The sequence below is a fragment of the Enterobacter huaxiensis genome, from assembly GCF_003594935.2.
In the GTDB taxonomy this organism is placed as follows: Bacteria; Pseudomonadota; Gammaproteobacteria; order Enterobacterales; family Enterobacteriaceae; genus Enterobacter; species Enterobacter huaxiensis.
The window spans coordinates 910,489-932,849 of sequence record NZ_CP043342.1 but is presented as its reverse complement, the minus strand read 5'-3'; the positions used below and the strand labels follow the sequence as shown (position 1 = coordinate 932,849).

The following is a 22,361-nucleotide window of genomic DNA, read 5'->3' as shown; positions in this document are numbered from 1 at the left end:
TCAGGAAAGTTGTTGCTGTGGACGACGACGATACGCCCAAATCATCATAATGGCACCCGCGACAATCATCGGAATGGAGAGGATCTGCCCCATGCTGATGTACTGTACCCACTCGCCGGTAAACTGTGCATCCGGCTGGCGGAAGAACTCGACGATGATACGGAATGCGCCATAGCCAATCAGGAACAGGCCGGAGACAGCCCCCATCGGACGCGGCTTGCGGATAAAGAGATTCAGGATGATAAACAGCACCACGCCTTCCAGCGCCAGCTCATAAAGCTGAGACATATGGCGCGGCAGAACGCCGTAGGTGTCAAAAAGAGTCTGCCACTCAGGATGAGACGGCAGCAATGCCATGTCCTCGGCGCGAGAGCCCGGGAACAGCATGGTATAAGGCACGCTCGGATCGACGCGCCCCCACAGTTCGCCGTTGATAAAGTTGCCCAGACGACCTGCGCCCAGCCCAAATGGGATCAGCGGAGCAATAAAATCAGCGACCTGGAAGAAGTTGCGTTTGGTCCGTTTGGCGAAAATCACCATCACGAGGATCACACCGATCAGGCCGCCATGGAAGGACATGCCGCCGTCCCAGACGCGGAACAGGTAGAGCGGATCGTTCAGGAATACCGGGAAGTTATAGAACAGGACGTAGCCGATACGGCCACCCAGGAAAACGCCGAGGAAGCCGGCATAAAGCAGGTTCTCCACTTCGTTTTTCGTCCAGCCGCTTCCGGGACGACCGGCGCGACGGCCCGCGAGCCACATAGCAAAAATAAAGCCTACCAGGTACATCAAACCGTACCAGTGAAGCGCGACAGGTCCTACTGAGAAAATGACCGGATCAAATTCCGGAAAATGCAGATAGCCACTGTTCATCTGTCACCACAAGATGTTGTTATTCCGCTGAAAGTGGACAGCGGTAGAATTGCATTCCCGCCGTTGGCAGGTGCTCCAAGGTTGCGAATAATAGCATAAGGTGGTCGCGGAGGATGCGCCTGAGATGTAAAAGATGTGTATAGGGTATTGTGCGGCCTGATGCCCTCACCCCAACCCTTTCCCCAGGGAGAAGGAGAAAGGCAAATTAGCGGCCGCCGCGGATCAGGCCGCCCATGCCGCGACGCTCCATGAAGGCCGCCACCTGGTGTCGTACTTCGGTCGCTAACTGGGCTTCAAGGCTGCGTGCCGCTAATTCGCGGGCATCATCGAAGTCGATGTGACGCAGCAGATACTTCACGCGCGCGACTGAACGACCGTTCATGGACAGGTGACGGAACCCCAGGCCAATCAGGATCGCGACGCACATCGAATCCCCTGCCATTTCACCACACAGGCGCAGATCGAGATCGTACTGTTCCGCCTCACGGGCGATCATCGCTAATGCCCGAAGCATCGCCGGATGCAGACTGTCATATATACTGGCGACGCGAGTATTGTTTCGGTCAACGGCCAGAATGTACTGCGTCAAATCGTTGGTCCCGACGGAGATAAAATCTACGCGGCTTGCCAGCTGCTGAAGCATAAAGACCATTGACGGCACTTCGAGCATCACGCCAATACGCGGCTTAGGGATCGCATAGCCGATCATCTCCTCCACTTCCCGGCCTGCGCGCTCGATCAGGCGTTTTGCCTCATCGATCTCGTCAATGCTGGTGACCATCGGCAGTAAAATGCTGAGGTTGCCCGTCGCCGCGTTCGCGCGCAGCATGGCGCGAACCTGGATCAGGAAGATCTCCGGCTGATCGAGCGTAATGCGGATCCCGCGCCAGCCGAGGCACGGGTTCTCTTCGCTGATCGGCATGTAGGGCAGCTGTTTATCGGCCCCAACGTCCAGGGTACGAAGCGTGACCGGCTTGTCGTTAAACATCTGTAGCATGCCCTGATACTGCGCGACCTGCTCCTCCTCAGACGGGAAGCCGCTCTGCAGCATAAAGGGAATTTCGGTTCGGTAGAGTCCGATGCCGTCGATACGGCTGCCGAGCTTCTCTTCATGTTCAGGACTCAGGCCAGCGTTAAGCATCACCTTAACCCGCTCGCCGCTTTTAAGCTGCGCAGGCAGGTTGACGTCATCTTCCGCCAGCTTGCTTAATTCATTCTCTTCACTGATGAGACGCTGGTACTCCTGAAGGAGAACCGGCTCAGGATCGACCAACAGCTCGCCGCGGTACCCGTCCACCACCAGCGTGCGTCGGTGCAAAACCGACGGCTGGATATCTGCGCCCATCACCGTCGGGATGCCGAGCGCGCGGACCATAATGGCGGCATGAGAGTTAGCGGCGCCATCGCGAACGACGACCCCGGCAAGCCTGTCCTGCGGCAATTCAGCCAGGGTGGTTGCTGAGAGTTCATCGGCAACCAGCACAAAGCGTTTTGGCCAGGCATTCGCCCCTTGAATAGTATCATCGAGGTGGAACAGCAGACGCTGCCCCAGCGAACGCAAATCACCTGAACGCTCTTTGAGATAACCGTCGGTCAGAGCTGCAAACTGCTCGGCAAATTTCTCGATGACTTTTTTAACGGCCCACTCCGCCACCGAACCTTTATCCACCTCAGCAAACAGCTCGCGGCGCAGGCGCGCATCGGAGAGAAGGTGTGAATAGAGGTCAAATATGGCCGCCGTCTCTTTTTGCGCACCCGCGGCGAAACGCTTGCTGTAGCGACGAAACTCATTTGCCGCCTCTTCCAGCGCGGCGGTGAGGCGTTCACGCTCGAGGGCTTGATCAAGCGTAGAGGCTTCGTAAACCTGCTCCATCAGCGGCAGCGTGGCGTCCATCCAGCCTTCTGCAATCGCCACGCCCGGTGAGGCCGGAAGCGCGCGAATTCGCGTGTGGCGATACTGACCAAACAGGGCAGCCAGCTGAGACTGGGAGAGGATCGCGGCCATCTGCGTGGCAAGCGTGACGAGGAAGGACTCCTCGCTTTCGTCATACTGGCGAAGCTCACGCTGCTGAACAACGAGCACGCCCAGCAGCTGACGACGCTGAATAATAGGTACGCCAAGAAACGCGCGGAAACGCTCTTCTTTTACGGAGGGGATGTATTTGAAGCTGGGGTGCTTTTGCGCGTCGGCAAGGTTGATGGGTTCAGCAAGACGCCCAACCAGCCCAACAATACCTTCATCAAACGCAAGCGTAACCGTGCGGCCTCGCGGTTTTTTCAAACCACGGGTCGCCATCAGATAGTAGCAACGCCGGTCATGGTCGGCCAGATACACCGAACAGACTTCGGTTTCCATCGCAAGACAGATGTCTGTCACCAGAATATTCAGCGCCTCGTTCAGGCGAGGCGCACTGGCAACCTTCTCGACTATTTCTCGCAGGCGGGTGAGCATGATTTGCGTAGCTTAACCTCTTTTACGTCGCCAGGCAGGTGCGTTCTGCGGCTTAGGAGGAGCCTCCTGAAGCTGCATAACAACACTTGCGAACTCTTTCATCACCCTACGGTAAACGTCGCGTTTAAACGACACGACCTGACGAACAGGATACCAGTAGCTTACCCAGCGCCAGCCATCAAACTCCGGCGTACTGCTGGTTTGCATATTGATATCTGAATCGTTGCCCACCAACTGCAGCAGAAACCATTTTTGTTTCTGGCCGATACAAACCGGCTTTGTGTCCCAACGCACCAAACGTTTCGGTAACTTGTAACGCAACCAGTTGCGGGTCGAAGCCAGGATGCGAACATCTTTTCGGCTTAAACCAACCTCTTCAAACAGCTCCCGGTACATCGCTTGTTCTGGGGACTCTCCCGGGTTGATCCCACCTTGCGGGAACTGCCAGGAGTGCTGACCATATCGCCTTGCCCACATAACCTGGCCCTGGCGATTACAAATTACTATTCCTACGTTTGGGCGGTAGCCATCGTCATCAATCACCGGACTACCCCAAACTAAACCTTATATATGAATGATTGTTTCACACTACTGAGAGGCGGTAAACCACTCTCTTACAGGCCTGCAACCTAATAACATTTGAATAACTCACAAATAGGGGCCGAGTTATAAACAGATAAGCCGTAACGAAGCCAATTTTATTCACCTTTTCTGTGGATATAGTTGTGAAGAAGTATGGAATTACCGATGGACAACCTGATAAGGGTAAAAAAGGCCTTAGCGAAGGCCATTAAATAATAACTTATAATTCATGTAATTAAAGGCATTTACAGCCCCCAAAAGGCAAATAACGTGACGATCGTCACATCAGAGATCCTTGTACTGATGAAAGATCGAACAGCGTCGGTTTTATCCACAGATTGTGCCAATAAGTTAGGCACAAATTGTGTGAAAATTCGATTTTCGTCGCACGTCAAGGCTGTAAATCGAAACAGTAGTAGGGGTTATTCCCAGTTATCCCACTTTTCTGTGGATAACATGGTGTAAGATCCTGTTTATTGTCAGTGACCAGATTTGAAAAACCTGTTTTTTGTCGACTGCAAACTGAAATTAACATGATAAAATAACCTATAAATCATACACATGGCATGTTTACTCAGAAAAAGTTAAACTCTATCCACAGGGGATAGTTTTTCAGTACATTTTTTAATCAAAAGGTTAACATCATGCATTCTCTTGCGCCGCTGTTGTCTGCACCAGCCAGTGAAGCCCAGCTGTTACACCAGGCGCAGCGTCTGGCGGGCTTTTCACTTGGAGAACTGGCCGCAATGGCAAACTTGCCCATACCCCAGGATCTTAAGCGCGATAAAGGCTGGATTGGCATGCTGCTTGAGCTGTGGCTTGGCGCAAGCGCGGGCAGTAAACCGGAACAGGATTTTGCGGCCCTTGGCGTTGAGCTGAAAACGATACCTGTAGACAGCCAGGGACGACCGCTGGAGACCACGTTCGTGTGCGTTGCGCCGTTAACGGGCAATAGCGGTGTGACCTGGGAAACCAGCCACGTTCGCCATAAGCTAAAGCGGGTGCTGTGGGTGCCGGTAGAGGGAGACAGGCAGATCCCGCTCGCGGAACGTCGCGTCGGTGCCCCCCTGCTCTGGAGCCCCGATGAAGCGGAAGAGAGGCAGTTAAGTCAGGACTGGGAAGAACTGATGGATATGATCGTGTTGGGTCAGGTTGAACGTATCACCGCCCGCCACGGCGAAGTGTTACAGATCCGGCCTAAAGCGGCAAACAGCAAGGCGCTCACGGAGGCCGTAGGCTCGCGCGGTGAGCCGATACTCACCCTACCTCGCGGCTTTTATCTCAAAAAGAATTTCACGGGCGCACTGCTGGCTCGCCATTTCTTACTAAAAACGTAGTTTTTTAACGAAAATTGGGCTCTGTTTAACACAATCGCCTGGTTTTTAAGATTCTCCCCCTTCCTCCTGTCGAAATATCAGGTTATTACTACACTATGATTTGATACGAGCCAGGTGAGGATGATAACGATGAAAAAATGGGCAGTGTTAATTTCAGCAGTCGGTTTAGCGTTTGCGGTATCGGGTTGTAGCAGTGATTACGTCATGGCGACAAAAGATGGGCGTATGATCCTGACCGATGGCAAACCCGAAGTCGACGATGATACCGGTCTGGTGAGCTATCGCGATCAGTCAGGTAACAATATGCAGATTAATCGCGACGAAGTTTCACAAATCATCGAGCGATAAACAGATAAAGGTCAGCGGCTTGCTGGCCTGTAAGATTTTTTCCTTCCCCTTTTGCTTCCCCTCTGCCATGTTTATATTCCTTTGTCGGGAGGTTCCTGACGCTGTCTGAATTTTAATGAAGGAAGCCGGCTATGCATTATCACCGTATCCCCCACAGCGCTCTGGAGATCAGCCAACTGGGGTTGGGCACCATGACATTTGGTGAACAAAACAGCGAAGCCGATGCCCATGCACAACTCGATTACGCCGTCAGCCAGGGCATTAACCTGATTGACGTGGCAGAGATGTACCCTGTCCCCCCACGCCCGGAAACGCAGGGTCTCACCGAAACCTACGTGGGCAACTGGCTGGCAAAACGCGGCAACCGCGAGAAGCTGATTTTGGCTTCGAAGGTCAGCGGTCCCTCACGTAATAACGATGCCGGGATCCGCCCTAACCAGATCCTCGATCGTAAGAATATCCGCGCGGCGCTGGATGCCAGCCTGAAGCGGCTGCAAACTGACTATCTCGACCTTTACCAGGTGCACTGGCCGCAGCGCCCAACCAACTGCTTTGGCAAGCTCGGCTACACCTGGAACGAAAGCGCACCGGCCGTCAGCCTGCTGGAAACGCTGGAAGCCCTGACGGAGTGCCAGCGCGCGGGCAAAATCCGCTACATTGGCGTCTCGAACGAAACGGCGTTTGGCGTGATGCGTTACCTGCATCTTGCCGATAAACACGATCTGCCGCGCATCGTCACCATTCAAAACCCCTACAGCCTGCTGAACCGCAGCTATGAAGTAGGTCTGGCTGAAGTCTCGCAGTATGAAGAAGTAGAGCTCCTCGCCTATTCATGTCTGGGATTTGGTACGTTGACGGGTAAATACCTGAACGGCGCGAAGCCTGCAGGGGCGCGTAACACCCTGTTCAGCCGCTTTACCCGCTACAGCGGCGAGCAGACGCAGAAAGCCGTCGCGGCCTATGTGGATATCGCCAGACGTCACGGTCTCGATGCGGCGCAGATGGCGCTCGCCTTCGTGCGTCGTCAGCCGTTTGTGGCGAGTACGCTGCTGGGCGCAACGACGATGGAACAGTTGAAAACAAACGTTGAAAGTTTCCATCTGAACCTGAGCGAAGAAGTGTTAGCGGAGATTGAAGCGGTGCATCAGGTATATACTTATCCTGCACCGTGATAAAAGCAAAACGGCAACGCACGTTGCCGTTTTTAGGGTTTGCCCCCTCTCCCACAGGGAGAGGGCCGGGGTGAGGGCATCAGGCCGCACTTATCAACGACGACGCTGCCAGACCCAGAGCCCGGTAATCGCCAGCGCAAACAGCGCGCCAAACCCGACGCCAATGCCGACGACAGGCAGCCCCACCTTGACCGCCAGCGAGTAAAGCCCCAGCATCAGCAGCATCGCCATGTTTTCACCAAGGTTTTGCACGGCAATGGCATTTCCGGCCCCTACGGTCTGCTTGCCGCGCTCCTGTAGAAGCGCATTCAGCGGCACCACGAAGAAGCCGCCCAGAATACCGATCAGAATAAGCAGCACGTACGCTGGCAATAGCGCATGCTGGAGCGAGAAGAACAGCACGCCAACGCCGATCAAAATACCCGCCGGCATACAGCGCGCAACCGTTTCGAGCGTCACCAGCTTCGCCGCGGCCCCCGCTCCGACGACAATCCCGACGGCGACCATCGCATTCAGGTAGGTTGGCGTGGCGTTGTCCGTGATGCCCAGCGCCACCGGCACCCACAGCACCAGCAGGAAACGCAGCGTCACGCCCGCGCCCCAGAACATGCTGGTTCCCATCAGTGAGAAGCGCGTTTCACCGTTGCGCCACAGCACGCGACAGGCGTTGAAGAAGCTGCCGGTCATCGGTTTAAAACGCCAGGATTGCCCCGGACGCGCCACCGGCAGTGTGGGAATAAACAGGTTAGCGACGACCGCCCCGCCGTATACCACGGCGCAGACGCCCAGTGCGGCAAGCACGTGCCAGTCCGCCAGGACCCCGCCAGCGACAGAGCCAATCAGGATCGCGGCAATGGTAGAAGACTCCATCAGGCCATTGGCCTTCACCAGCTTATCGCCCGTCGTGAGCTCGCCCAGAATGCCGTACTTGGCTGGCGAGTAGGCGGCCGCGCCGATGCCCACCAGCGTGTAGCCAATAAACGGGTTGATACCGAAGCAGATACTCGCGGCCCCCAACAGCTTGAGACCGTTGGCAAACATCATTACCCGGCCTTTCGGGAAACTGTCTGCTACCTGCCCCACAAACGGCGCGAAGATAATGTAAGCACCCACAAACACCATCTGCAGGATCGGCTGGCTCCAGTCCGGGTAAAACTCGGCCTTCAGTAACGCCAGGGTGGCAAACAGCAGGGCGTTGTCACCAAAGGCAGAAAGAAACTGGGCGGCAATGACGGCCATCATGCCCTTCGACCAGATAGATGGGTTAGTGTGCACTGACTCACGCATTTTGCTGTTCCGCCTCTTCAACCATGCCTTTGAGGGTCACGAAATCGGGCTTGCCGCTGCCCAGTACCGGAAGCTGCTTGAGGTAGCGAATATCCCGCGGCACCGCCAGCTCAGGAATACCGTGCTCTCGCGCATGCTTAAGCAACTGGTCGCGCTTAAGCTCGCTGTCTGTCGTAAAGAGCACCAGCGCCTCGCCTTTACTGGCATCGCTCTTCACGACGGTCGCGTGTAGCTTATCAGCAGACACCGCGGTTGCCAGCAGCTCTACCATTTCAAGAGAAACCATTTCACCCGCAATTTTAGCGAAGCGTTTAGCGCGTCCCTGGATCTGCACAAAGCCCTGCTCGTCAAAGCGGACAATATCCCCGGTGTCGTACCAGCCGGTCTCGGTCTCACCATTGACGTTCTCCGCTGTTGGCGCTTCCAGAACGCCGGGGTTCTCCACGCGCAGATAGCCGTTCATCACGTTTGGCCCCTTCAGCTGCAGACGGCCGCCGTCCTCAATGCCCGGCACCGCCAGAAGACGCGCATCCATCCCCGGAAGAATACGGCCAACCGTGCCCGGCTTCGCCGCCATCGGCACGTTGATCGACACGACAGGCGCGCACTCGGTGACGCCATAGCCTTCCAGAATGCGCAGGCCAAACTTGTCCTGCCAAATCTGGCGCGTGCTGTCCTGCAGTTTTTCTGCCCCCGCAACCACATAGCGCACGCGGAAGAAGTCATACGGATTAGCGAAGCGCGCGTAGTTCCCCAGGAAAGTCGAGGTGCCGAACAGCACAGTACAGTTACGGTCATACACCAGCTCCGGCACGATGCGGTAGTGCAGCGGGCTCGGGTAGAGGAACACTTCAGCCCCGGTCAGCAGAGGCGTGAACAGGCCGACGGTCAGACCGAAGGAGTGGAACAGCGGCAGCGCCGACATGAAGCGGTCATTCGCGGTAAAGTCAGCGATCGTTTTGATCTGCTCGACGTTCGCCAGAATACTCTTGTGGCTGTGAACAACGCCTTTCGGGTTGCCCTCAGAGCCTGAGGTAAAGAGGATAATCGCGTCGTCTTCCGGCTTCTGCTTAACCTGCGCCAGACGCGGCGCGAGCAGGTGTGCAAAAATCCACAGCTTGTCGCCCGTGGTGACGTCGGCTTTCAAATCCTCAAGGAAGACCCAGCGCACCTGCGTCAGCTGTTCCGGCAGGTGCCACAGCTTGCCCTTATCAAGGAACTGGCGGGAGGTGAACACCGTGTTGATTTGCGCCGCAGTGATGGCGCTGGTCAGCCCTTTTACGCCTGCGGTGTAGTTCATCATCGCCGGAATGCGCCCGCGAGAAACGGCACCGAAAATCACGGCCGCGCTGATGCCCGCGTTGGGCAGCATCAGGCCTATTTTTTCGCCCCGCTTGCTGTACTTCTCCAGAATACGGCCCACAAACAGCGTCTTGGTCAGCAGCTTGCGGTAGGTATCCGGCGTGAAGTTGATGTCTTCAATGCAGTTTTTCTTTGCGCCATAGCGATACTGCGCCGACAGCAGCGATTCATACAGTGTTTCACGTGGACGTACCGCCATCCGCGCTTCCATCATAATCTGATGCAGCATTTCACCGGCGATTTTGCGGCGATCGCGCGCTCGCGGCGCCTCAGGCATCGGTAATGACGTCGGTGGCAAAATATGCAGAGTAATTTTTGGGAACATACGCTGCTTCACCAGCCCTTTCAGGCGGCTGAAGTGGGTCAATTCCGCCCCTTCAATACGCAGCGGTACGACAGTCGCTTTTGACTTCGCCGCCACAAACCCCGCGCCGTCGTAGATTTTCATCAGCGAGCCCGTCACCGAAATGCGCCCTTCCGGGAAGATGACCACCGGACGGCCCTGTTCAACCAGGCGCACCAGATGTTTGATCATCATCGGTTTTGTAGGGTCGAGCGGAACAAAGTCGATCAGCGGCGCCAGCCTGCGCATGTACCATTTTTCACTGATGGAGCTGTACACGGCGAATACGGGCCTCACGGGCAGAAACAGCGCCAGCAATATGCCATCAATAAAGGAAACGTGGTTTGGTGTGATGAGAACGCGCTCGCCAGACAGCGCCTGGGTATCGCCAGTGACGCGAATGCGAAAGAGGATACGAAACAGTGTACGGAAGAACCCAAAAAGCATTTCAACTCCCTTTGCCAGCCAGTGTGGAGGGTTATTCAATGGTGGCAGATTACACGAGAAGTCGGGAGGGAGCGACAGCAAAAATTGAGGCGAAAAAAAACCTGCGCATCCGCGCAGGCTGGTGCAAGAGATGAGTACGAAACCGTACTAAGAATTCTCACCAATCAATACCTCTGGGATCTTGATTGTGGCTTTTCACTACCGGCTTCGCCAGCGGGAAAACGCAAGGGAATGAGCCTAAGTGCAACCAGGTGTGAATATTATCGTTTGCTGTTACAGGTTGAACTTACAGACAAAAAAAACCTGCGTAAAAACGCAGGTTGGTGTAAATCGTGTTAATCAACCGGAGCTGATTCCACCTATCAATACCTCTGGGATCTCGACTCTATCAATCCCTTCGATATCTTAGCCATCGGACAATCGCAACAGCCTGAGGCAAAGTGTAACTAAAGGTTCGGATTGACATTATTTTGACACGACTGCCCGTGTAACGATTACACAAGCAGGGGGTGTTCTGCGTCACGTTTGTCAAGGGTGTTGTCCCGCTCCCCTTGAATGCGCGCCGCTTTTCCGCAACACTAGTTAGTGTGTAAACGCTTACCCCTAATAAGAAGGTATTAAATGGCGACAATTAAGGATGTGGCTCGTCTGGCAGGTGTTTCCGTCGCGACCGTCTCCCGCGTGATTAACCACTCCCCTAAAGCCAGTGACGCATCACGCCAGGCCGTTCAGGACGCCATGGAAAACCTGAACTATCACCCTAACGCCAACGCCCGCGCGCTGGCGCAGCAGTCTACCGAAACTATTGGTCTGGTGGTGGGCGATGTGTCTGACCCGTTTTTTGGTGCGATGGTAAAAGCCGTTGAACAGGTGTCGTACCAGACGGGCAATTTTTTACTGATCGGCAATGGCTACCACAACGAACAAAAAGAACGCCAGGCCATCGAGCAGCTGATCCGCCACCGGTGCGCCGCGCTGGTTGTGCATGCCAAGATGATCCCCGATGCCGAGCTGATCCATCTGATGAAGCAAATCCCCGGCATGGTGATCATCAACCGCATTATCCCCGGTTTTGAAAAACGCTGCGTGGCGCTCGACGACCGCTACGGCGCGTGGCTGGCAACCCGTCACCTGATCCAGCAGGGCCATACCCGCATTGGTTATCTCTGCTCTAACCACCCTATTTCGGATGCGGAAGATCGCCTTCAGGGCTATTACGACGCGCTGCGCGAAAACGGTTTGCCGTGCAACGACCGGCTGGTGGCCTACGGTGAGCCCGACGAAAGCGGTGGCGAACAGGCGATGACGGAACTGTTAGGGCGCGGGCGTAATTTTACCGCGGTGGCGAGCTATAACGACTCCATGGCCGCCGGTGCGATGGGGGTTATGAACGATAATGGCATCGAGGTGCCGGCAGAGATTTCCCTGATTGGCTTTGATGACGTGCTGATCTCGCGCTACGTGCGCCCTCGCCTGACGACCGTGCGTTATCCGATCGTTACCATGGCGACGCAGGCCGCAGAGCTGGCGCTGGCGCTAGCCGAACAGCGCCAGCCGCCGGACATCACCCATCTGTTTAGCCCGACGCTCGTGCGCCGTCACTCGGTTGTATCGCTTGCCGAGGCGCAGAGCGAATAACGATAAAGGTGAACCGTTGTGTTCGGGTATTCCAGCGCATCGCCGATGTACCGCCAGCCGTAGCGTTCATAGAAGTCGCGGCAGGCGGACCACAGATGCAGCTCGGTATACCCGGCCTGCGCGGCACAGGCGATGACATGCTCCTGAAGCTTCCCCGCCAGCCCTTTTCCTCGCGCCGCCTCATTCACATACAGGGCAGCCAGCCACGGATACAGATCCTGGCGCGTAATGAGATCGCAACGCCATAGCCCTACGGTACCGAGAAGCTGTTCGCCCTCAACGGCAATGAACGTTATCGGCAGTGCATCCGGCGTCTGGCTGTGATCGACAACGCTCTGGAAAAATTCACGCGGCAGCCCGTCGCCAAAGGCCTCCCAGATCCAGTCGATCACCTGTTCCGCAAACTGCGGCGCGGCGTGAAGCGGCAGAATGTTCACATCAGTTTTCCCTGAAACACAGGAACTGATTCAAATAGATAGCCGTCAAAATCTGGCGCATCTTCATCCGACAGCTCGAGCAGGCTCTTTTTCACGTTTTCCAGATGCTGGAACATCGCCTGCCAGGCGCCCATCACGTCACGACGGCGCAGCGCGGCGAGAATGGTTTGCCGGTCGCCCAGCCATTTGAGGCGATACGCCCGGCTGGCAATATGGACGTTGAACTGCTGCCACAGCGGGCTGCTGTCCATGTGATGCCAGACGCTCTCAACCGTTGCCAGCAGCATCTGGTTTTGCGTCGCCCCCGCCAGCACCAGGTGGAACATCTTGTTGTTATCCTGGCTGTTGTCGTCGGCGGCAATGGCCCGCTGCTCCTGCTCGACGATCCGGCGCAGGTTGTCGATATCCGCGCGCGTTGCCATTTTGGCAGCAAAGGCGGCGATGTTGCTTTCGAGGAGCTGGCGCGCCTGCAAAATCTCAAAAGGGCCTACGTCGCTGTTGAGGAAACGCTCTTCCTCGTTTTCGTGCTCTTCAGGAATACGCATCACGTAGACGCCGGAGCCCTGGCGAATATCCACCGTGCCCTGCAGCTCCAGCATCAGCAGTGCCTCTCGCACGATGGTGCGGCTGACGCCATAGGTCTCAGCAATGTTGCGCTCCGGCGGCAGGCGCGACCCAACGGGATAGTGCCCCTGGATAATCTGCGCCCGTAAATCCTCGCCAATTTCCTGGTACTGTTTTCTTTCCGGCAGGATGACAGCCTTATCCACGTTTTCACCTGTGTTTTTCAGTTAATGCGCAGGCCGGGCGTCCTCCCGGCCAGTTTGTGCGCTATTTTACCAGAAGGCTCACTTCCATTCATCGTCAACGCTGAGGGTTAGCACGCGCTCGTCGCGCAGCTGCCTGAACCAGGCGGCCGATTTTTTTGCCCGTCTGGCGCGGTTGTTATCGAGATCGATCTCAATTAATCCGTAGCGATTTTTAAAGGCGTTCATCGGGGAAACGTTATCCGTGAACGCCCAGAGCATATAGCCGTGGCAGTTTGCCCCTTCTTCACGCGCCAGCAGCGTGTAGTAGAGGTGCTCGCTGATAAAGTCGATGCGGTACGTATCGTCGATAATGCCGTCACGATTGCGGAACTGCGCCTCGTTTTCAACGCCCATCCCGCTTTCCGCCACGAACCAGTCGATGTTGCGGTAGTCATTTTTAATTCGCATCGCCATGTCGTAGATGATGCGCGGGGAGATCTCCCAGCCCCGGGAGGTGTTCATCCGCCGCCCCGGCAGCTCGAACGGCTCGTAGTAATAGGCCGGGTGGAACGGCGTGTCCGGATGCCAGGCGCGGGAAGGCGCTTTGACGCGGTGCGGGTAATAGAGGTTGATGCCCAGCTCGTCCACGGTATTTTCGGCGATCAGCGCCAGCTCGTCCGCCGTGTAGTCCCACTCAACCTGATGCTGCTCAAGCAGGGTGAAGAGTTCCGGCGGGTAGCGCCCGTGCACCAGCGGATCCAGGAACACGCGGTTATAGAACAGATCGTAGATCTCTGCCGCCCTGACGTCATGCGGCGCGCGGGAGCGCGGATAGGTCACTTCCGGGTTGAGAATACAGCCAACCGACCCGCCATACCCTCTGTCGCGGAACAGCTTCACAACCTTTGCCGTCGCCAGCACCTTATGGTGATTCCACTGCATCCATGTGGCGGTGTTTTGCTCATACGGCCAGCGCAGCGCGTCGAGATAGACGCGCGTCTGGACCACAATCGGCTCGTTGAAGCTGAACCAGCGGGTCACTTTTCCGTGGTAGCGGTCAAACACCTTTTCCGCATAGCGGACAAACAGCTCAACCACATGCTTCGACGCCCAGCCGCCATAGGTTTCCAGCAGTACGCCCGGCAGCTCGTAATGCTCAAGGCAGATCATCGGTTCGATGCCCTGACGGTGCATTTCGTCGAACAGCGCGTCGTAATATGCGGCGTACTCTTCATCCACCGTCACGTTTTCATAATCGGTGAGAAAGCGCGACCAGTTAATGGAGGTGCGGTAGTGCGTCAGCCCCGCCTGCTTCATCAGGGCCACGTCTTCGCGAAAGCGGTTGATAAAATCGGTCGCCACCGCCGGGCCATAGCCGTTATGCCAGACGTGACGATCGTTTTTGTACCAGAGATCGGGCCACGAATCCTGCCCCGGCTTTTTGCCGCTCCAGCCCTCGGTTTGCCAGGCCGAGGCGGCCGCGCCCAGAATGAAATCCTGCGGAATAGCTATCTGTTTTGTGCTCATCACATCCTCATGGGTTGTCGGTGGCGTGTTGCAGCGCGGCCTGCTCCGCACGGCGTGAGGCAATCTTCACAAACGGCAGATAAATTAGCACCGCCGTCACGATGCAGATCAGCTGGGTAATCACCGCCCCCATCGAGCCTGCGGTAGAAAGCCAGGCGTTAATCAGCGGCGGCGTGGTCCACGGCACCATCACCACGGCTTTGCCGGCAAAGCCGGTTACCGTCGCAAAGTAGCCTATCGAGCCTGTCACCAGCGGGGTGATGATGAATGGAATGGCGAGGATCGGGTTAAGCATGATTGGCATACCGAAGATAACCGGCTCGTTAATGTTAAACAGGCCCGGGCCGATGGAGAGCTTGGCGATCTCCTTCATCTCTTTGCGCTTCGTGGCAATCATCACTGCGATCAGCAGGCCGATGGTCAGGCCGGAACCGCCAATGCTCATGTACACATCCCAGAACGGCATGGTGATGATATTCGGCACCTCTTTGCCCTGCTCAAAGGCGCTCATGTTGACGGTGATTGCCCCCAGCAGCAGCGGCTCGCGGATTGGCTTGATCATCTGATTGCCATGAATACCAATCACCCAGAACAGCTGGGCGACAAACATCAGCAGCAGGATACCCGGCAAGCTTTGCACCACGCGCTCCAGCGGCTGTTGCACCACCTGGTACACCGCGTCGTAAAGATACATGCCGGTAAGCTGGTGGAAAACGAAGCCAAAGGTGGCAATCGCGGTGGTGGTGATAATCGCCGGGATCAGGGCTGAGAACGACGCCGCCACGTTAGGCGGAACCGTATCCGGCATCTTAATCTTCAGACCTTTGCGGTTTTCCAGCCAGCAGTAAACCTCAACGGAGAGAATGGCGATAAACATGCCGAGGAACAGGCTGCGGGTATCGGAGAACTGGCGCAGCAGCACGTCTTTCACCACGTGCATTTCGCCGTCCACCAGCATTTCTACCGTGGTCGGCGTGACGCAGATAAAGCAGATGACCGCCAGCAGGCCGGGAAACAGAGATTTGATCCCGTTAATGCGCCCCAGCTCCACGCCAATCAAAAACACCGCGCCGATGTTAAGGAAGTTAAGCGTGGCGTAGTTTAGCGCGCTGGTGATCGGCTTTAGCGCGGCGAGAAACGACAGCGACTGAAAGCTCGCCAGGCCGTTTTTCGGATCCAGGACCATGTTGGAGATCAGCACCGAGAATGCCCCAACGATGATGACCGGCATTAGGGTGATAAAGGCGGACTTGATCGCCATGATGTAGCGATAGCTGTTGAATTTGGTGGCAAAACTGCCCAGAGCGTCGATCAGTTTTTCCTGTAATGCCATAGGGTAATACCTCAGTAAAAGGGCTTTTATTGAATAAGGTGTACAGCCGGATACTATTGGCATACCAAAAATAGCTTTATGACGATAATTGTTCTGTGATTAAGCTCTCAACGCCGCCAGAGGTATTCCAGATTGCGATTTATGACCAATTTGGCATACCACTTTCAGCCATTTATTCCGCGCGGAAGGATCGTTACCGAAAAGCGTGATCCTCATGGGGTTTTGCCCGTCCCGCGTCGCTTATGCGCCGTAAGGTCTGTGTTAAACTGCAGAACATAACGTGGAAGCAGGAATTTCGAATGGCAACAATGCTGGATGTCTCACTGCGTGCGGGCGTGTCGAAGGCCACCGTCTCGCGCGTGCTGAACGGCACGGGTCAGGTTAAAGAGAGTACGCGAAAGCAGGTGTTTGCTGCGATGGAAGAGCTGGGCTATCGGCCTAACTTTCTCGCGCGTTCACTGGCTAACCAGACCAGCAACAGCATTGGTCTGGTGGTTTCAACGTTCGACGGTTTTTACTTTGGCCGCCTGCTGCAGCAGGCCTCGCGGCAGACGGAAACGCACGGTAAACAGCTGATCGTCACCGACGGCCACGATGCGCCGGAGCAGGAAGAACAGGCGGTGCAGATGCTGGCCGATCGCAAGTGCGACGCCATCGTGCTGTACACCCGCTACATGAGCGAAAAGGCGATCATGAAGCTGATCGACAGCGTGCAAACGCCGCTGGTGGTGATCAACCGTGAAGTCAGCCAGGCGGCGGATCGCTGCGTCTTCTTCGAACAGCAGGATGCCGCCTTCAAAGCGGTGGATTATCTGATAAGCCAGGGGCATCGCGAGATCGCCTGCATGACCGTGCCAATCCACACCCCGACCGGCAAAGCGCGCCTGATGGGCTACCGCAAAGCGCTGGAAAAGCACGGTATTCGTCTCGACGAGCGGCGGATTAAGTACGGCGATGCGGGAATGACGCGCGGCTACGAGCTGTGCAAGGAGCTTATCGACGAGAAGGTTTCGTTTAGCGCCCTGTTTGCCTGTAACGACGATATGGCGCTGGGCGCCTCCAAAGCATTACACCAGGCCGGGCTGAAGATCCCACAGGATATTTCGCTGTTTGGTTTCGATGATGCTCCCAGCGCGAAATGGCTGGAGCCCGCGCTATCGTCGGTCTACCTGCCGATAGACAGCATGATCGTGACCGCTATCGATCAGGCGATCCGGCTGGCGAAGAACCAGCCGGTCGAAGCGATCCCGCCGTTTACCGGCACGCTGGTCCTGCGCGACTCGGTGACAACGGGGCCGTACTTTACTCAGATGAGTTCTAAAGCCAGCAGCTCCTGAATGGTCTGGCGACGGCGGATAAGCCGCGCCACGCCGTTATCAAACAGCACTTCCGGCAGCAGCGGGCGGCTATTGTAGTTTGAGGACATAGACGCCCCGTACGCACCGGTATCATGCAGGACCAGGTAATCTCCCGGCTTCACCTCAGGCAGCGCGCGGGTTTCCACCTTGCCGCCTTCCTGCTGGGTAAACACATCCCCGGATTCACACAGCGGGCCGGCCACCACCGTCTCAACGCGCGGGGCGTTGATCAAGTCGCGACCGTCGGCGGCCAGGGCCGTAATATGGTGATAGCTGCCGTACATGGACGGACGCATCAGGTCATTGAAGCCTGCATCAATAAGCACAAAGTGACGGCTGCCCATCTCCTTCACGCTGCGCACCTGCGACACCAGCACGCCCGACTCTGCCACCAGGAAACGGCCCGGTTCAATTTCCAGCTTCACCGGATGACCCAGATGGGCGGCGATTTTGTCGCGCGCGTTGCTCCACAGGCCGTAATAGTGATCGGTGTCGATCGCCTCTTCACCTTCGCGGTAGGGAATAGACAGCCCGCCGCCGGCGGAGATCGCCTCCAGATCCTGGCCGAAGTCCACGACCTGGCGCACCATCGCCCCGCACACCTGCTCAAGGTGACCGTAATCCACGCCGGAGCCAATGTGCATGTGAATGCCCACCAGCTTGAGGCCGTAGCGCTGCAGCACCGCCAGCGCGGCAGGCAGATCGGCATACCAGATGCCGTGCTTGCTGTTTTCGCCACCGGTGTTGGTTTTCTGGCTGTGGCCGTGGCCAAACCCCGGGTTGACGCGCAGCCAGACGCGGTGGCCGGGCGAGACCTGCCCGAGCTGTTCCAGCATGTCTACAGATCCGGCGTTGACCGGGATCTGCAGCTCGTGGACGCGCGTAAGCGTAGCCTCGTCAATCAGGTCGGCGGTAAAGACAATGGCATCGCTGTCGGCTTTCGGGTCAAACCCGGCCGCCAGCGCGCGTTCGATTTCGCCCAGCGACACGGAGTCCACCTTCACCCCCTGCTCGCGCATCAGGCGCAGAATATGAATATTGGAGCAGGCCTTCTGGGCAAAACGCACCACGTCAAACTGATGTAAGGCGGCAATTTTTTCGCGAACTATCTGCGCGTCATACACCCACACCGGGCAGCCAAATTCAGCAGGCAGGCGCAGCAGGTTGTCGGCGTTCAAATCGGTATCAGTCTGGTTCAGCGGGCGTGGCATGGTCTTCTCCGGGCAATCACATTTTTTTATGATTACGCCACAGCCTGAAGAGAATAAAAAATATCGTTTTATCGTGAGTCTATGCAAAAATGATATGGATAACGTTCAGCCAACAGGTGCCTTATGCCCGCCGTTAACCTCCGCCATATCGAGATTTTTCACGCCGTGATGACCACCGGCAATCTCACCGAAGCCGCGCAGATGCTGCACACCTCGCAGCCGACGGTCAGCCGCGAGCTGGCGCGATTCGAAAAGGTGCTGGGGTTAACGTTATTTGAACGCGCGCGCGGCAGGCTGCATCCCACGGTTCAGGGGTTGCGGCTGTTTGAAGAGGTGCAGCGCTCGTGGTACGGGCTGGACAGAATTGTCAGCGCGGCAGAGAGCCTGCGCGAGTTTCGCCAGGGGGAGCTGTCCATCGTTTGCCTGCCCGTTTTTTCACAGTCGTTCCTGCCAGCGCTGCTGCAGCCTTTTCTGGCCCGCTACCCGGAGGTCAATCTCACCATCGTGCCGCAGGAGTCGCCGCTGCTGGAAGAGTGGCTGTCGGCCCAGCGCCACGATCTTGGGCTGACGGAAACCCTCGCCACGCCTGCCGGCACGGCGCGCACGGAGCTGCTTTCGTTAGACGAAGTCTGCGTCCTGCCCGCCGGCCATCCCCTCGCCTGCAAAGAGGTGCTTACCCCTGCGGATTTCCACGGCGAGAACTATATTAGCCTGTCGCAAACCGACAGCTACCGTCAGCTGCTGGACACGCTGTTTGCCGAGCATCAGGTGAAGCGGCGGATGGTGGTGGAAACGCACAGCGCGGCGTCAATTTGCGCCATGGTGCGCTCGGGCGTGGGCGTCGCGGTCGTCAATCCCCTCACGGCGCTGGACTATGCCGGAAGCGGGATCGTCATCCGCCGTTTTAGCGTTTCCGTTCCCTTCACCGTGAGCCTTATTCGCCCCCTGCACCGTCCGGCTTCGGCGCTGGTGGACGCGTTCACCGGGCATTTGACCGAGCACGCGCGTCGTGTGGCGCTTCGCTTACCTGACCTGCAAAACCCCCTATGACAGCATAAACTCGACGGCATCGGCGGCGTGGATAGCCGCGGTGTCAAATACCGGAATGGCGCTTCGCTCGGCCGGCACCAGCAGACCGATCTCCGTGCAGCCGAAGATCACCCCTTCCGCTCCCTGCTGCGCGAGCCTTTCGATAACGCTGACGTAGTACGCGCGGGACGTTTCGCTGAAGGTGCCGAGACAAAGCTCGTCGAAGATAATCTGATTGATGCGCGCCCGGTCCGCGTCATCCGGGATCAGGCTTTCAATGCCAAACTCGCTGTGCAACCGCCCGCGATAGAAGTCCTGCTCCATGGTGTAGCGTGTGCCCAGCAGCGCCACCCGTGACATTCCGGATGCGCGTATGGCGCGCCCGGTCGCATCCGCGATATGCAGGAACGGCAGCGCACAGCGCGATTCTATTTGTGACGCAACTTTGTGCATGGTATTGGTACACAGCAGGATGCCCTGCGCGCCCGCCCGCTCCAGCCCCTGCGCGGCGTCTGCCAGTATTTCTCCGGCTTTCTCCCAGTCGCCGCTGGACTGACAGGCTTCAATTTCATGAAAATCCACGCTGTGCAGCAGCAGGCTGGCTGAGTGCAGCCCGCCCAGGCGCTGCTTCACGCCTTCATTAATCAGGCGATAATAGGGGATGGTCGATTCCCAGCTCATCCCACCTAACAGGCCAATCGTTTTCATCATCCCTCCTTATATGTTTATCCCAGTGAAGCAAACTTGTGATCCTGTTTCCAGTTCTTTGTCGCATCGTTTCTTTTTAATGCAGGGTGATATAAATTAAATGAAACAATGTTTCAGTGAATAAAAGGCGAAGATATGTTTATTTTCCACAAAGAGACCACGCTGGACGATCTCGGCAACGGCGTGACGCGTCGTATTCTGGCGCATGACGGTAAGATGATGGCGGTTGAAGTCAACTTTGAGCAGGGAGCGATCGGCCCGATGCACAATCACCCGCACGAGCAATTAACCTATGTGCTCTCGGGCGAGTTCGAGTTCACCATCGGTGAAGAAAAACATGTCGTGACCGCCGGGGATACGCTCTACAAAGAGCCGCACGTTATGCACGGCTGCGTATGCCTGAAGCCGGGCACGCTGCTGGACACCTTTACGCCGGTTCGCGAAGACTTCCTCAAATAAACAAAAGGCGCTGTCATCAGCGCCTTATTTATCTGTCCCCGCGTTATTCCGTTACCGGCTCAGGCGCGATCGGCTCAGGAAGCGGGTTACGCGAGTGCATTGCCTCACGCAGCAGGACGCTCCCGCACGCAAACAGGCCGCCCAGAATTCCCGCCAGAATCACGATCAGCGCTTTACCCGGACCGTCTTTCCTCACCGGCATTGACGGTGAAAGCTGGTATTTAAACGGCTCAAGCGTCACGTCCTCAACGGACAATTTTTCCAGCTGAGTCAGATAGTATTCACGGTTCTGGAAATCGGCGTTCAGCTCTGCCACGTCCTTCAGGTTCTTTTCAATCTGCAGTTTCTGCGCAATGCCATCCGCACCCAGCGCGATGGAGTAGTCCGGATCGTCTTTCACGGCCTGGCCGTTGCTGTAAACCGGCTTCTTAATACCCGCTGCATTAGCCACTTCCAGGGAGTAATTCAGACGCTGAAGATTAGTATTATGGATATTGGTTAAACGCACGCGGTCCAGCTCCAGCTGCTCTTTTACCACTTTCGTTTTCAGGGTGATCTGGTTACGAATATTCACCATCGTCTCCTGCTCAACGATGCGGGAGATATAGTCGATGTAGCCAGTGAGCACGGTCTGCGCATCACCTGCCGTCGGCGCGGTAAAGCTCAGCGTCCAGGATACGTAGGGCGCTTTATCGGCGTCTTTTACCTGCACGTTATCTTTCGCTTTCATGTTCTCTGAAATATTCACCACGGCGCGGTGCAGATCCAGCGGGTCGATCTCCGTGCCGTCGAGCTGGGCCATCACGTAAGGCGAGCTCTTCATGTACTCTTCGAGCAATGACTGCGACTGGAATTTTTTGATAAACAGGTTAAAGACGTCCGGGCGGCTTACCTTCACGTCCACATCCAGCACCTGCAGCGCCACCAGCATCTGGCTCAGCGGGTTCCACTGCGTCTGCTCCGCCGGGGTAATCACGGCTTTGCTGGTCCATTTTTGCGGGATTAAAAACGCGATGGCCAGGCCCACAAGGGCGAACGCAAATGCAATGGCGACGATACGTTTTTTTGCCGCCAGCAGGATATCTAATAATCCCAGAAGGTCGATCTCTTTAGAACTGATTGCCGGGGAGGCATAACGGGGAAAATCGAGGTCCGTATTTTTTTTGAAGTCCATTGCTGACATAACCGTTCTTCTTTTTAGGATGCAGTAAATTTCTGCCGATGGGTTCGGGTGGCCTGATGATACAAGAAAGTAAGAATTATCTGAACGTGAGTTTGCCCTAACTGTGCACCGACTATCAGAATTAGTAGTTACCGTATTCACAATTTCATTGTTAATTATCCCCCTCTCATTTTTCTTCCCAACGCACCTGAAAGTTGACCGCGCCCTTCCCCTGAAAGTCAAAAATGCCACCTGCCTCACCTTATTGAAACAGCGTTTCGACCTTGATCACATTTCCATCATTAAGCGAATGACGTAGAAATAAATAGCAATAAAATAAAATAAAACGGCGTTTTAGTATTCAAGAACAGCGGTTCGTATGATTTGAAACCCATGCCGTACGCAGACAAGATATCTTAAAAAAACACTTATAAAACAAAGTTAAATGAAGTAAGTGCTGTGTGCACCACCCGGATTATTGTTTCTTATGCCGTGCTGTGCGGGCGTGAGACGTCGTAACAAATGCAGATTCCGTTTTAACCAT

The 22,361-nt window shown here is 56.1% G+C and carries 19 protein-coding genes and 1 pseudogene; 8 read left to right on the top strand and 12 right to left on the bottom strand.

The features are described from left to right. From lgt to rppH, 3 genes are all read right to left on the bottom strand, one after another. Nucleotides 1-876 carry a prolipoprotein diacylglyceryl transferase gene (lgt, locus tag D5067_RS04550; protein WP_119936085.1) on the bottom strand — a complete coding sequence of 292 codons (876 nt, stop codon included), beginning with the start codon at nucleotides 874-876 and terminating at the stop codon, nucleotides 1-3. Between the two features lie 205 nt (nucleotides 877-1,081). Then, complete coding sequence (ptsP, locus tag D5067_RS04545) at nucleotides 1,082-3,328, bottom strand: phosphoenolpyruvate--protein phosphotransferase (protein WP_119936086.1); 2,247 nt, start codon at nucleotides 3,326-3,328, stop codon at nucleotides 1,082-1,084. Between the two features lie 12 nt (nucleotides 3,329-3,340). Beyond that, entirely contained in the window at nucleotides 3,341-3,871 is a 531-nt protein-coding gene (gene rppH / locus D5067_RS04540; RefSeq protein ID WP_119936087.1) for an RNA pyrophosphohydrolase, read from the bottom strand. A 442-nt stretch (nucleotides 3,872-4,313) separates the two neighbouring features. Between rppH and D5067_RS04535 the strand changes: the two are divergent. The 4 genes and pseudogenes from D5067_RS04535 to D5067_RS04520 form a co-directional block, all read left to right on the top strand. Further along, a pseudogene (locus D5067_RS04535) lies at nucleotides 4,314-4,400 on the top strand (hypothetical protein); the annotation flags it as partial. 154 nt (nucleotides 4,401-4,554) lie between these two features. Continuing rightward, on the top strand, nucleotides 4,555-5,247 hold the full coding sequence (mutH, locus tag D5067_RS04530) for a DNA mismatch repair endonuclease MutH (protein ID WP_119936088.1): 693 nt from the start codon (nucleotides 4,555-4,557) through the stop codon (nucleotides 5,245-5,247). Nucleotides 5,248-5,376: 129 nt separating this feature from the next. Then, nucleotides 5,377-5,595 (top strand): YgdI/YgdR family lipoprotein, encoded by a 219-nt coding sequence (locus tag D5067_RS04525; RefSeq protein ID WP_119936089.1) that lies wholly within the window; start codon nucleotides 5,377-5,379, stop codon nucleotides 5,593-5,595. 131 nt (nucleotides 5,596-5,726) lie between these two features. Continuing rightward, nucleotides 5,727-6,767 carry an NADP(H)-dependent aldo-keto reductase gene (locus D5067_RS04520; RefSeq protein WP_119936090.1) on the top strand — a complete coding sequence of 347 codons (1,041 nt, stop codon included), beginning with the start codon at nucleotides 5,727-5,729 and terminating at the stop codon, nucleotides 6,765-6,767. A 93-nt stretch (nucleotides 6,768-6,860) separates the two neighbouring features. Here the strand turns inward: D5067_RS04520 and lplT are convergent, their stop codons facing one another. Together lplT and aas are read right to left on the bottom strand one after the other, a co-directional pair. After that, nucleotides 6,861-8,054 (bottom strand): lysophospholipid transporter LplT, encoded by a 1,194-nt coding sequence (gene lplT / locus D5067_RS04515; RefSeq protein WP_119936091.1) that lies wholly within the window; start codon nucleotides 8,052-8,054, stop codon nucleotides 6,861-6,863. Further along, nucleotides 8,047-10,206 carry a bifunctional acyl-ACP--phospholipid O-acyltransferase/long-chain-fatty-acid--ACP ligase gene (gene aas, locus D5067_RS04510; protein WP_119936092.1) on the bottom strand — a complete coding sequence of 720 codons (2,160 nt, stop codon included), beginning with the start codon at nucleotides 10,204-10,206 and terminating at the stop codon, nucleotides 8,047-8,049. The genes lplT and aas overlap by 8 nt, the downstream gene beginning before the upstream one ends. A gap of 621 nt (nucleotides 10,207-10,827) precedes the next feature. Between aas and galR the strand changes: the two genes are divergently transcribed. Continuing rightward, a complete protein-coding gene (gene galR, locus D5067_RS04505; protein WP_119936093.1) occupies nucleotides 10,828-11,844 on the top strand; it encodes an HTH-type transcriptional regulator GalR in 1,017 nt (338 codons plus the stop codon). On the opposite strand, the gene D5067_RS04500 is transcribed toward galR, so the two are convergent. The 4 genes from D5067_RS04500 to D5067_RS04485 form a co-directional block, all read right to left on the bottom strand. Continuing rightward, entirely contained in the window at nucleotides 11,805-12,281 is a 477-nt protein-coding gene (locus D5067_RS04500; protein WP_119936094.1) for a GNAT family N-acetyltransferase, read from the bottom strand. The genes galR and D5067_RS04500 overlap by 40 nt on opposite strands. Continuing rightward, a complete protein-coding gene (locus D5067_RS04495) occupies nucleotides 12,278-13,051 on the bottom strand; it encodes a GntR family transcriptional regulator (RefSeq protein WP_119936095.1) in 774 nt (257 codons plus the stop codon). The genes D5067_RS04500 and D5067_RS04495 overlap by 4 nt, the downstream gene beginning before the upstream one ends. A gap of 78 nt (nucleotides 13,052-13,129) precedes the next feature. Then, a complete protein-coding gene (locus D5067_RS04490; protein WP_119936096.1) occupies nucleotides 13,130-14,557 on the bottom strand; it encodes a glycoside hydrolase family 1 protein in 1,428 nt (475 codons plus the stop codon). Between the two features lie 7 nt (nucleotides 14,558-14,564). Beyond that, nucleotides 14,565-15,890, bottom strand: a complete 1,326-nt coding sequence (locus D5067_RS04485; RefSeq protein WP_119936097.1) for a PTS sugar transporter subunit IIC — start codon at nucleotides 15,888-15,890, stop codon at nucleotides 14,565-14,567. A 299-nt stretch (nucleotides 15,891-16,189) separates the two neighbouring features. Here D5067_RS04485 and D5067_RS04480 point away from each other — a divergent pair, with 299 nt between their 5' ends. Next, on the top strand, nucleotides 16,190-17,227 hold the full coding sequence (locus D5067_RS04480) for a LacI family DNA-binding transcriptional regulator (RefSeq protein ID WP_119936098.1): 1,038 nt from the start codon (nucleotides 16,190-16,192) through the stop codon (nucleotides 17,225-17,227). Here D5067_RS04480 and lysA read toward each other — a convergent pair. After that, entirely contained in the window at nucleotides 17,197-18,459 is a 1,263-nt protein-coding gene (gene lysA / locus D5067_RS04475) for a diaminopimelate decarboxylase (protein WP_119936099.1), read from the bottom strand. The two genes, D5067_RS04480 and lysA, sit on opposite strands and share 31 nt — an antisense overlap. Nucleotides 18,460-18,582: 123 nt before the next feature. On the opposite strand from lysA, the gene D5067_RS04470 reads away from it, so the two are divergent. Then, nucleotides 18,583-19,509, top strand: a complete 927-nt coding sequence (locus D5067_RS04470; protein ID WP_119936100.1) for a LysR family transcriptional regulator — start codon at nucleotides 18,583-18,585, stop codon at nucleotides 19,507-19,509. Here the strand turns inward: D5067_RS04470 and D5067_RS04465 are convergent. Beyond that, nucleotides 19,504-20,196: an aspartate/glutamate racemase gene (locus D5067_RS04465; RefSeq protein WP_119936101.1), complete on the bottom strand. Its 693-nt coding sequence runs from the start codon at nucleotides 20,194-20,196 to the stop codon at nucleotides 19,504-19,506. The two genes, D5067_RS04470 and D5067_RS04465, sit on opposite strands and share 6 nt — an antisense overlap. Nucleotides 20,197-20,331: 135 nt before the next feature. On the opposite strand from D5067_RS04465, the gene D5067_RS04460 reads away from it, so the two are divergent. Continuing rightward, nucleotides 20,332-20,655 carry a cupin domain-containing protein gene (locus tag D5067_RS04460; RefSeq protein WP_119936102.1) on the top strand — a complete coding sequence of 108 codons (324 nt, stop codon included), beginning with the start codon at nucleotides 20,332-20,334 and terminating at the stop codon, nucleotides 20,653-20,655. A gap of 43 nt (nucleotides 20,656-20,698) precedes the next feature. On the opposite strand, the gene wzz(fepE) is transcribed toward D5067_RS04460, so the two are convergent. Next, nucleotides 20,699-21,838 carry an LPS O-antigen length regulator Wzz(fepE) gene (gene wzz(fepE) / locus D5067_RS04455; protein WP_119936103.1) on the bottom strand — a complete coding sequence of 380 codons (1,140 nt, stop codon included), beginning with the start codon at nucleotides 21,836-21,838 and terminating at the stop codon, nucleotides 20,699-20,701. Between the last annotated feature and the right edge of the window lie 523 nt (nucleotides 21,839-22,361).

Bases quoted from the DNA above. Each gene is read 5' to 3' on its own strand.
- D5067_RS04460 (WP_119936102.1), top strand. From the start codon at position 20,332: ATGTTTATTTTCCACAAAGAGACCACGCTGGACGATCTCGGCAACGGC.
- aas (WP_119936092.1), bottom strand. From the start codon at position 10,206: ATGCTTTTTGGGTTCTTCCGTACACTGTTTCGTATCCTCTTTCGCATT.
- D5067_RS04465 (WP_119936101.1), bottom strand. From the start codon at position 20,196: ATGAAAACGATTGGCCTGTTAGGTGGGATGAGCTGGGAATCGACCATC.
- galR (WP_119936093.1), top strand. From the start codon at position 10,828: ATGGCGACAATTAAGGATGTGGCTCGTCTGGCAGGTGTTTCCGTCGCG.
- D5067_RS04470 (WP_119936100.1), top strand. From the start codon at position 18,583: ATGCCCGCCGTTAACCTCCGCCATATCGAGATTTTTCACGCCGTGATG.
- D5067_RS04490 (WP_119936096.1), bottom strand. From the start codon at position 14,557: ATGAGCACAAAACAGATAGCTATTCCGCAGGATTTCATTCTGGGCGCG.
- D5067_RS04525 (WP_119936089.1), top strand. From the start codon at position 5,377: ATGAAAAAATGGGCAGTGTTAATTTCAGCAGTCGGTTTAGCGTTTGCG.
- ptsP (WP_119936086.1), bottom strand. From the start codon at position 3,328: ATGCTCACCCGCCTGCGAGAAATAGTCGAGAAGGTTGCCAGTGCGCCT.
- mutH (WP_119936088.1), top strand. From the start codon at position 4,555: ATGCATTCTCTTGCGCCGCTGTTGTCTGCACCAGCCAGTGAAGCCCAG.
- lysA (WP_119936099.1), bottom strand. From the start codon at position 18,459: ATGCCACGCCCGCTGAACCAGACTGATACCGATTTGAACGCCGACAAC.
- D5067_RS04520 (WP_119936090.1), top strand. From the start codon at position 5,727: ATGCATTATCACCGTATCCCCCACAGCGCTCTGGAGATCAGCCAACTG.
- D5067_RS04480 (WP_119936098.1), top strand. From the start codon at position 16,190: ATGGCAACAATGCTGGATGTCTCACTGCGTGCGGGCGTGTCGAAGGCC.
- lgt (WP_119936085.1), bottom strand. From the start codon at position 876: ATGAACAGTGGCTATCTGCATTTTCCGGAATTTGATCCGGTCATTTTC.
- D5067_RS04485 (WP_119936097.1), bottom strand. From the start codon at position 15,890: ATGGCATTACAGGAAAAACTGATCGACGCTCTGGGCAGTTTTGCCACC.
- lplT (WP_119936091.1), bottom strand. From the start codon at position 8,054: ATGCGTGAGTCAGTGCACACTAACCCATCTATCTGGTCGAAGGGCATG.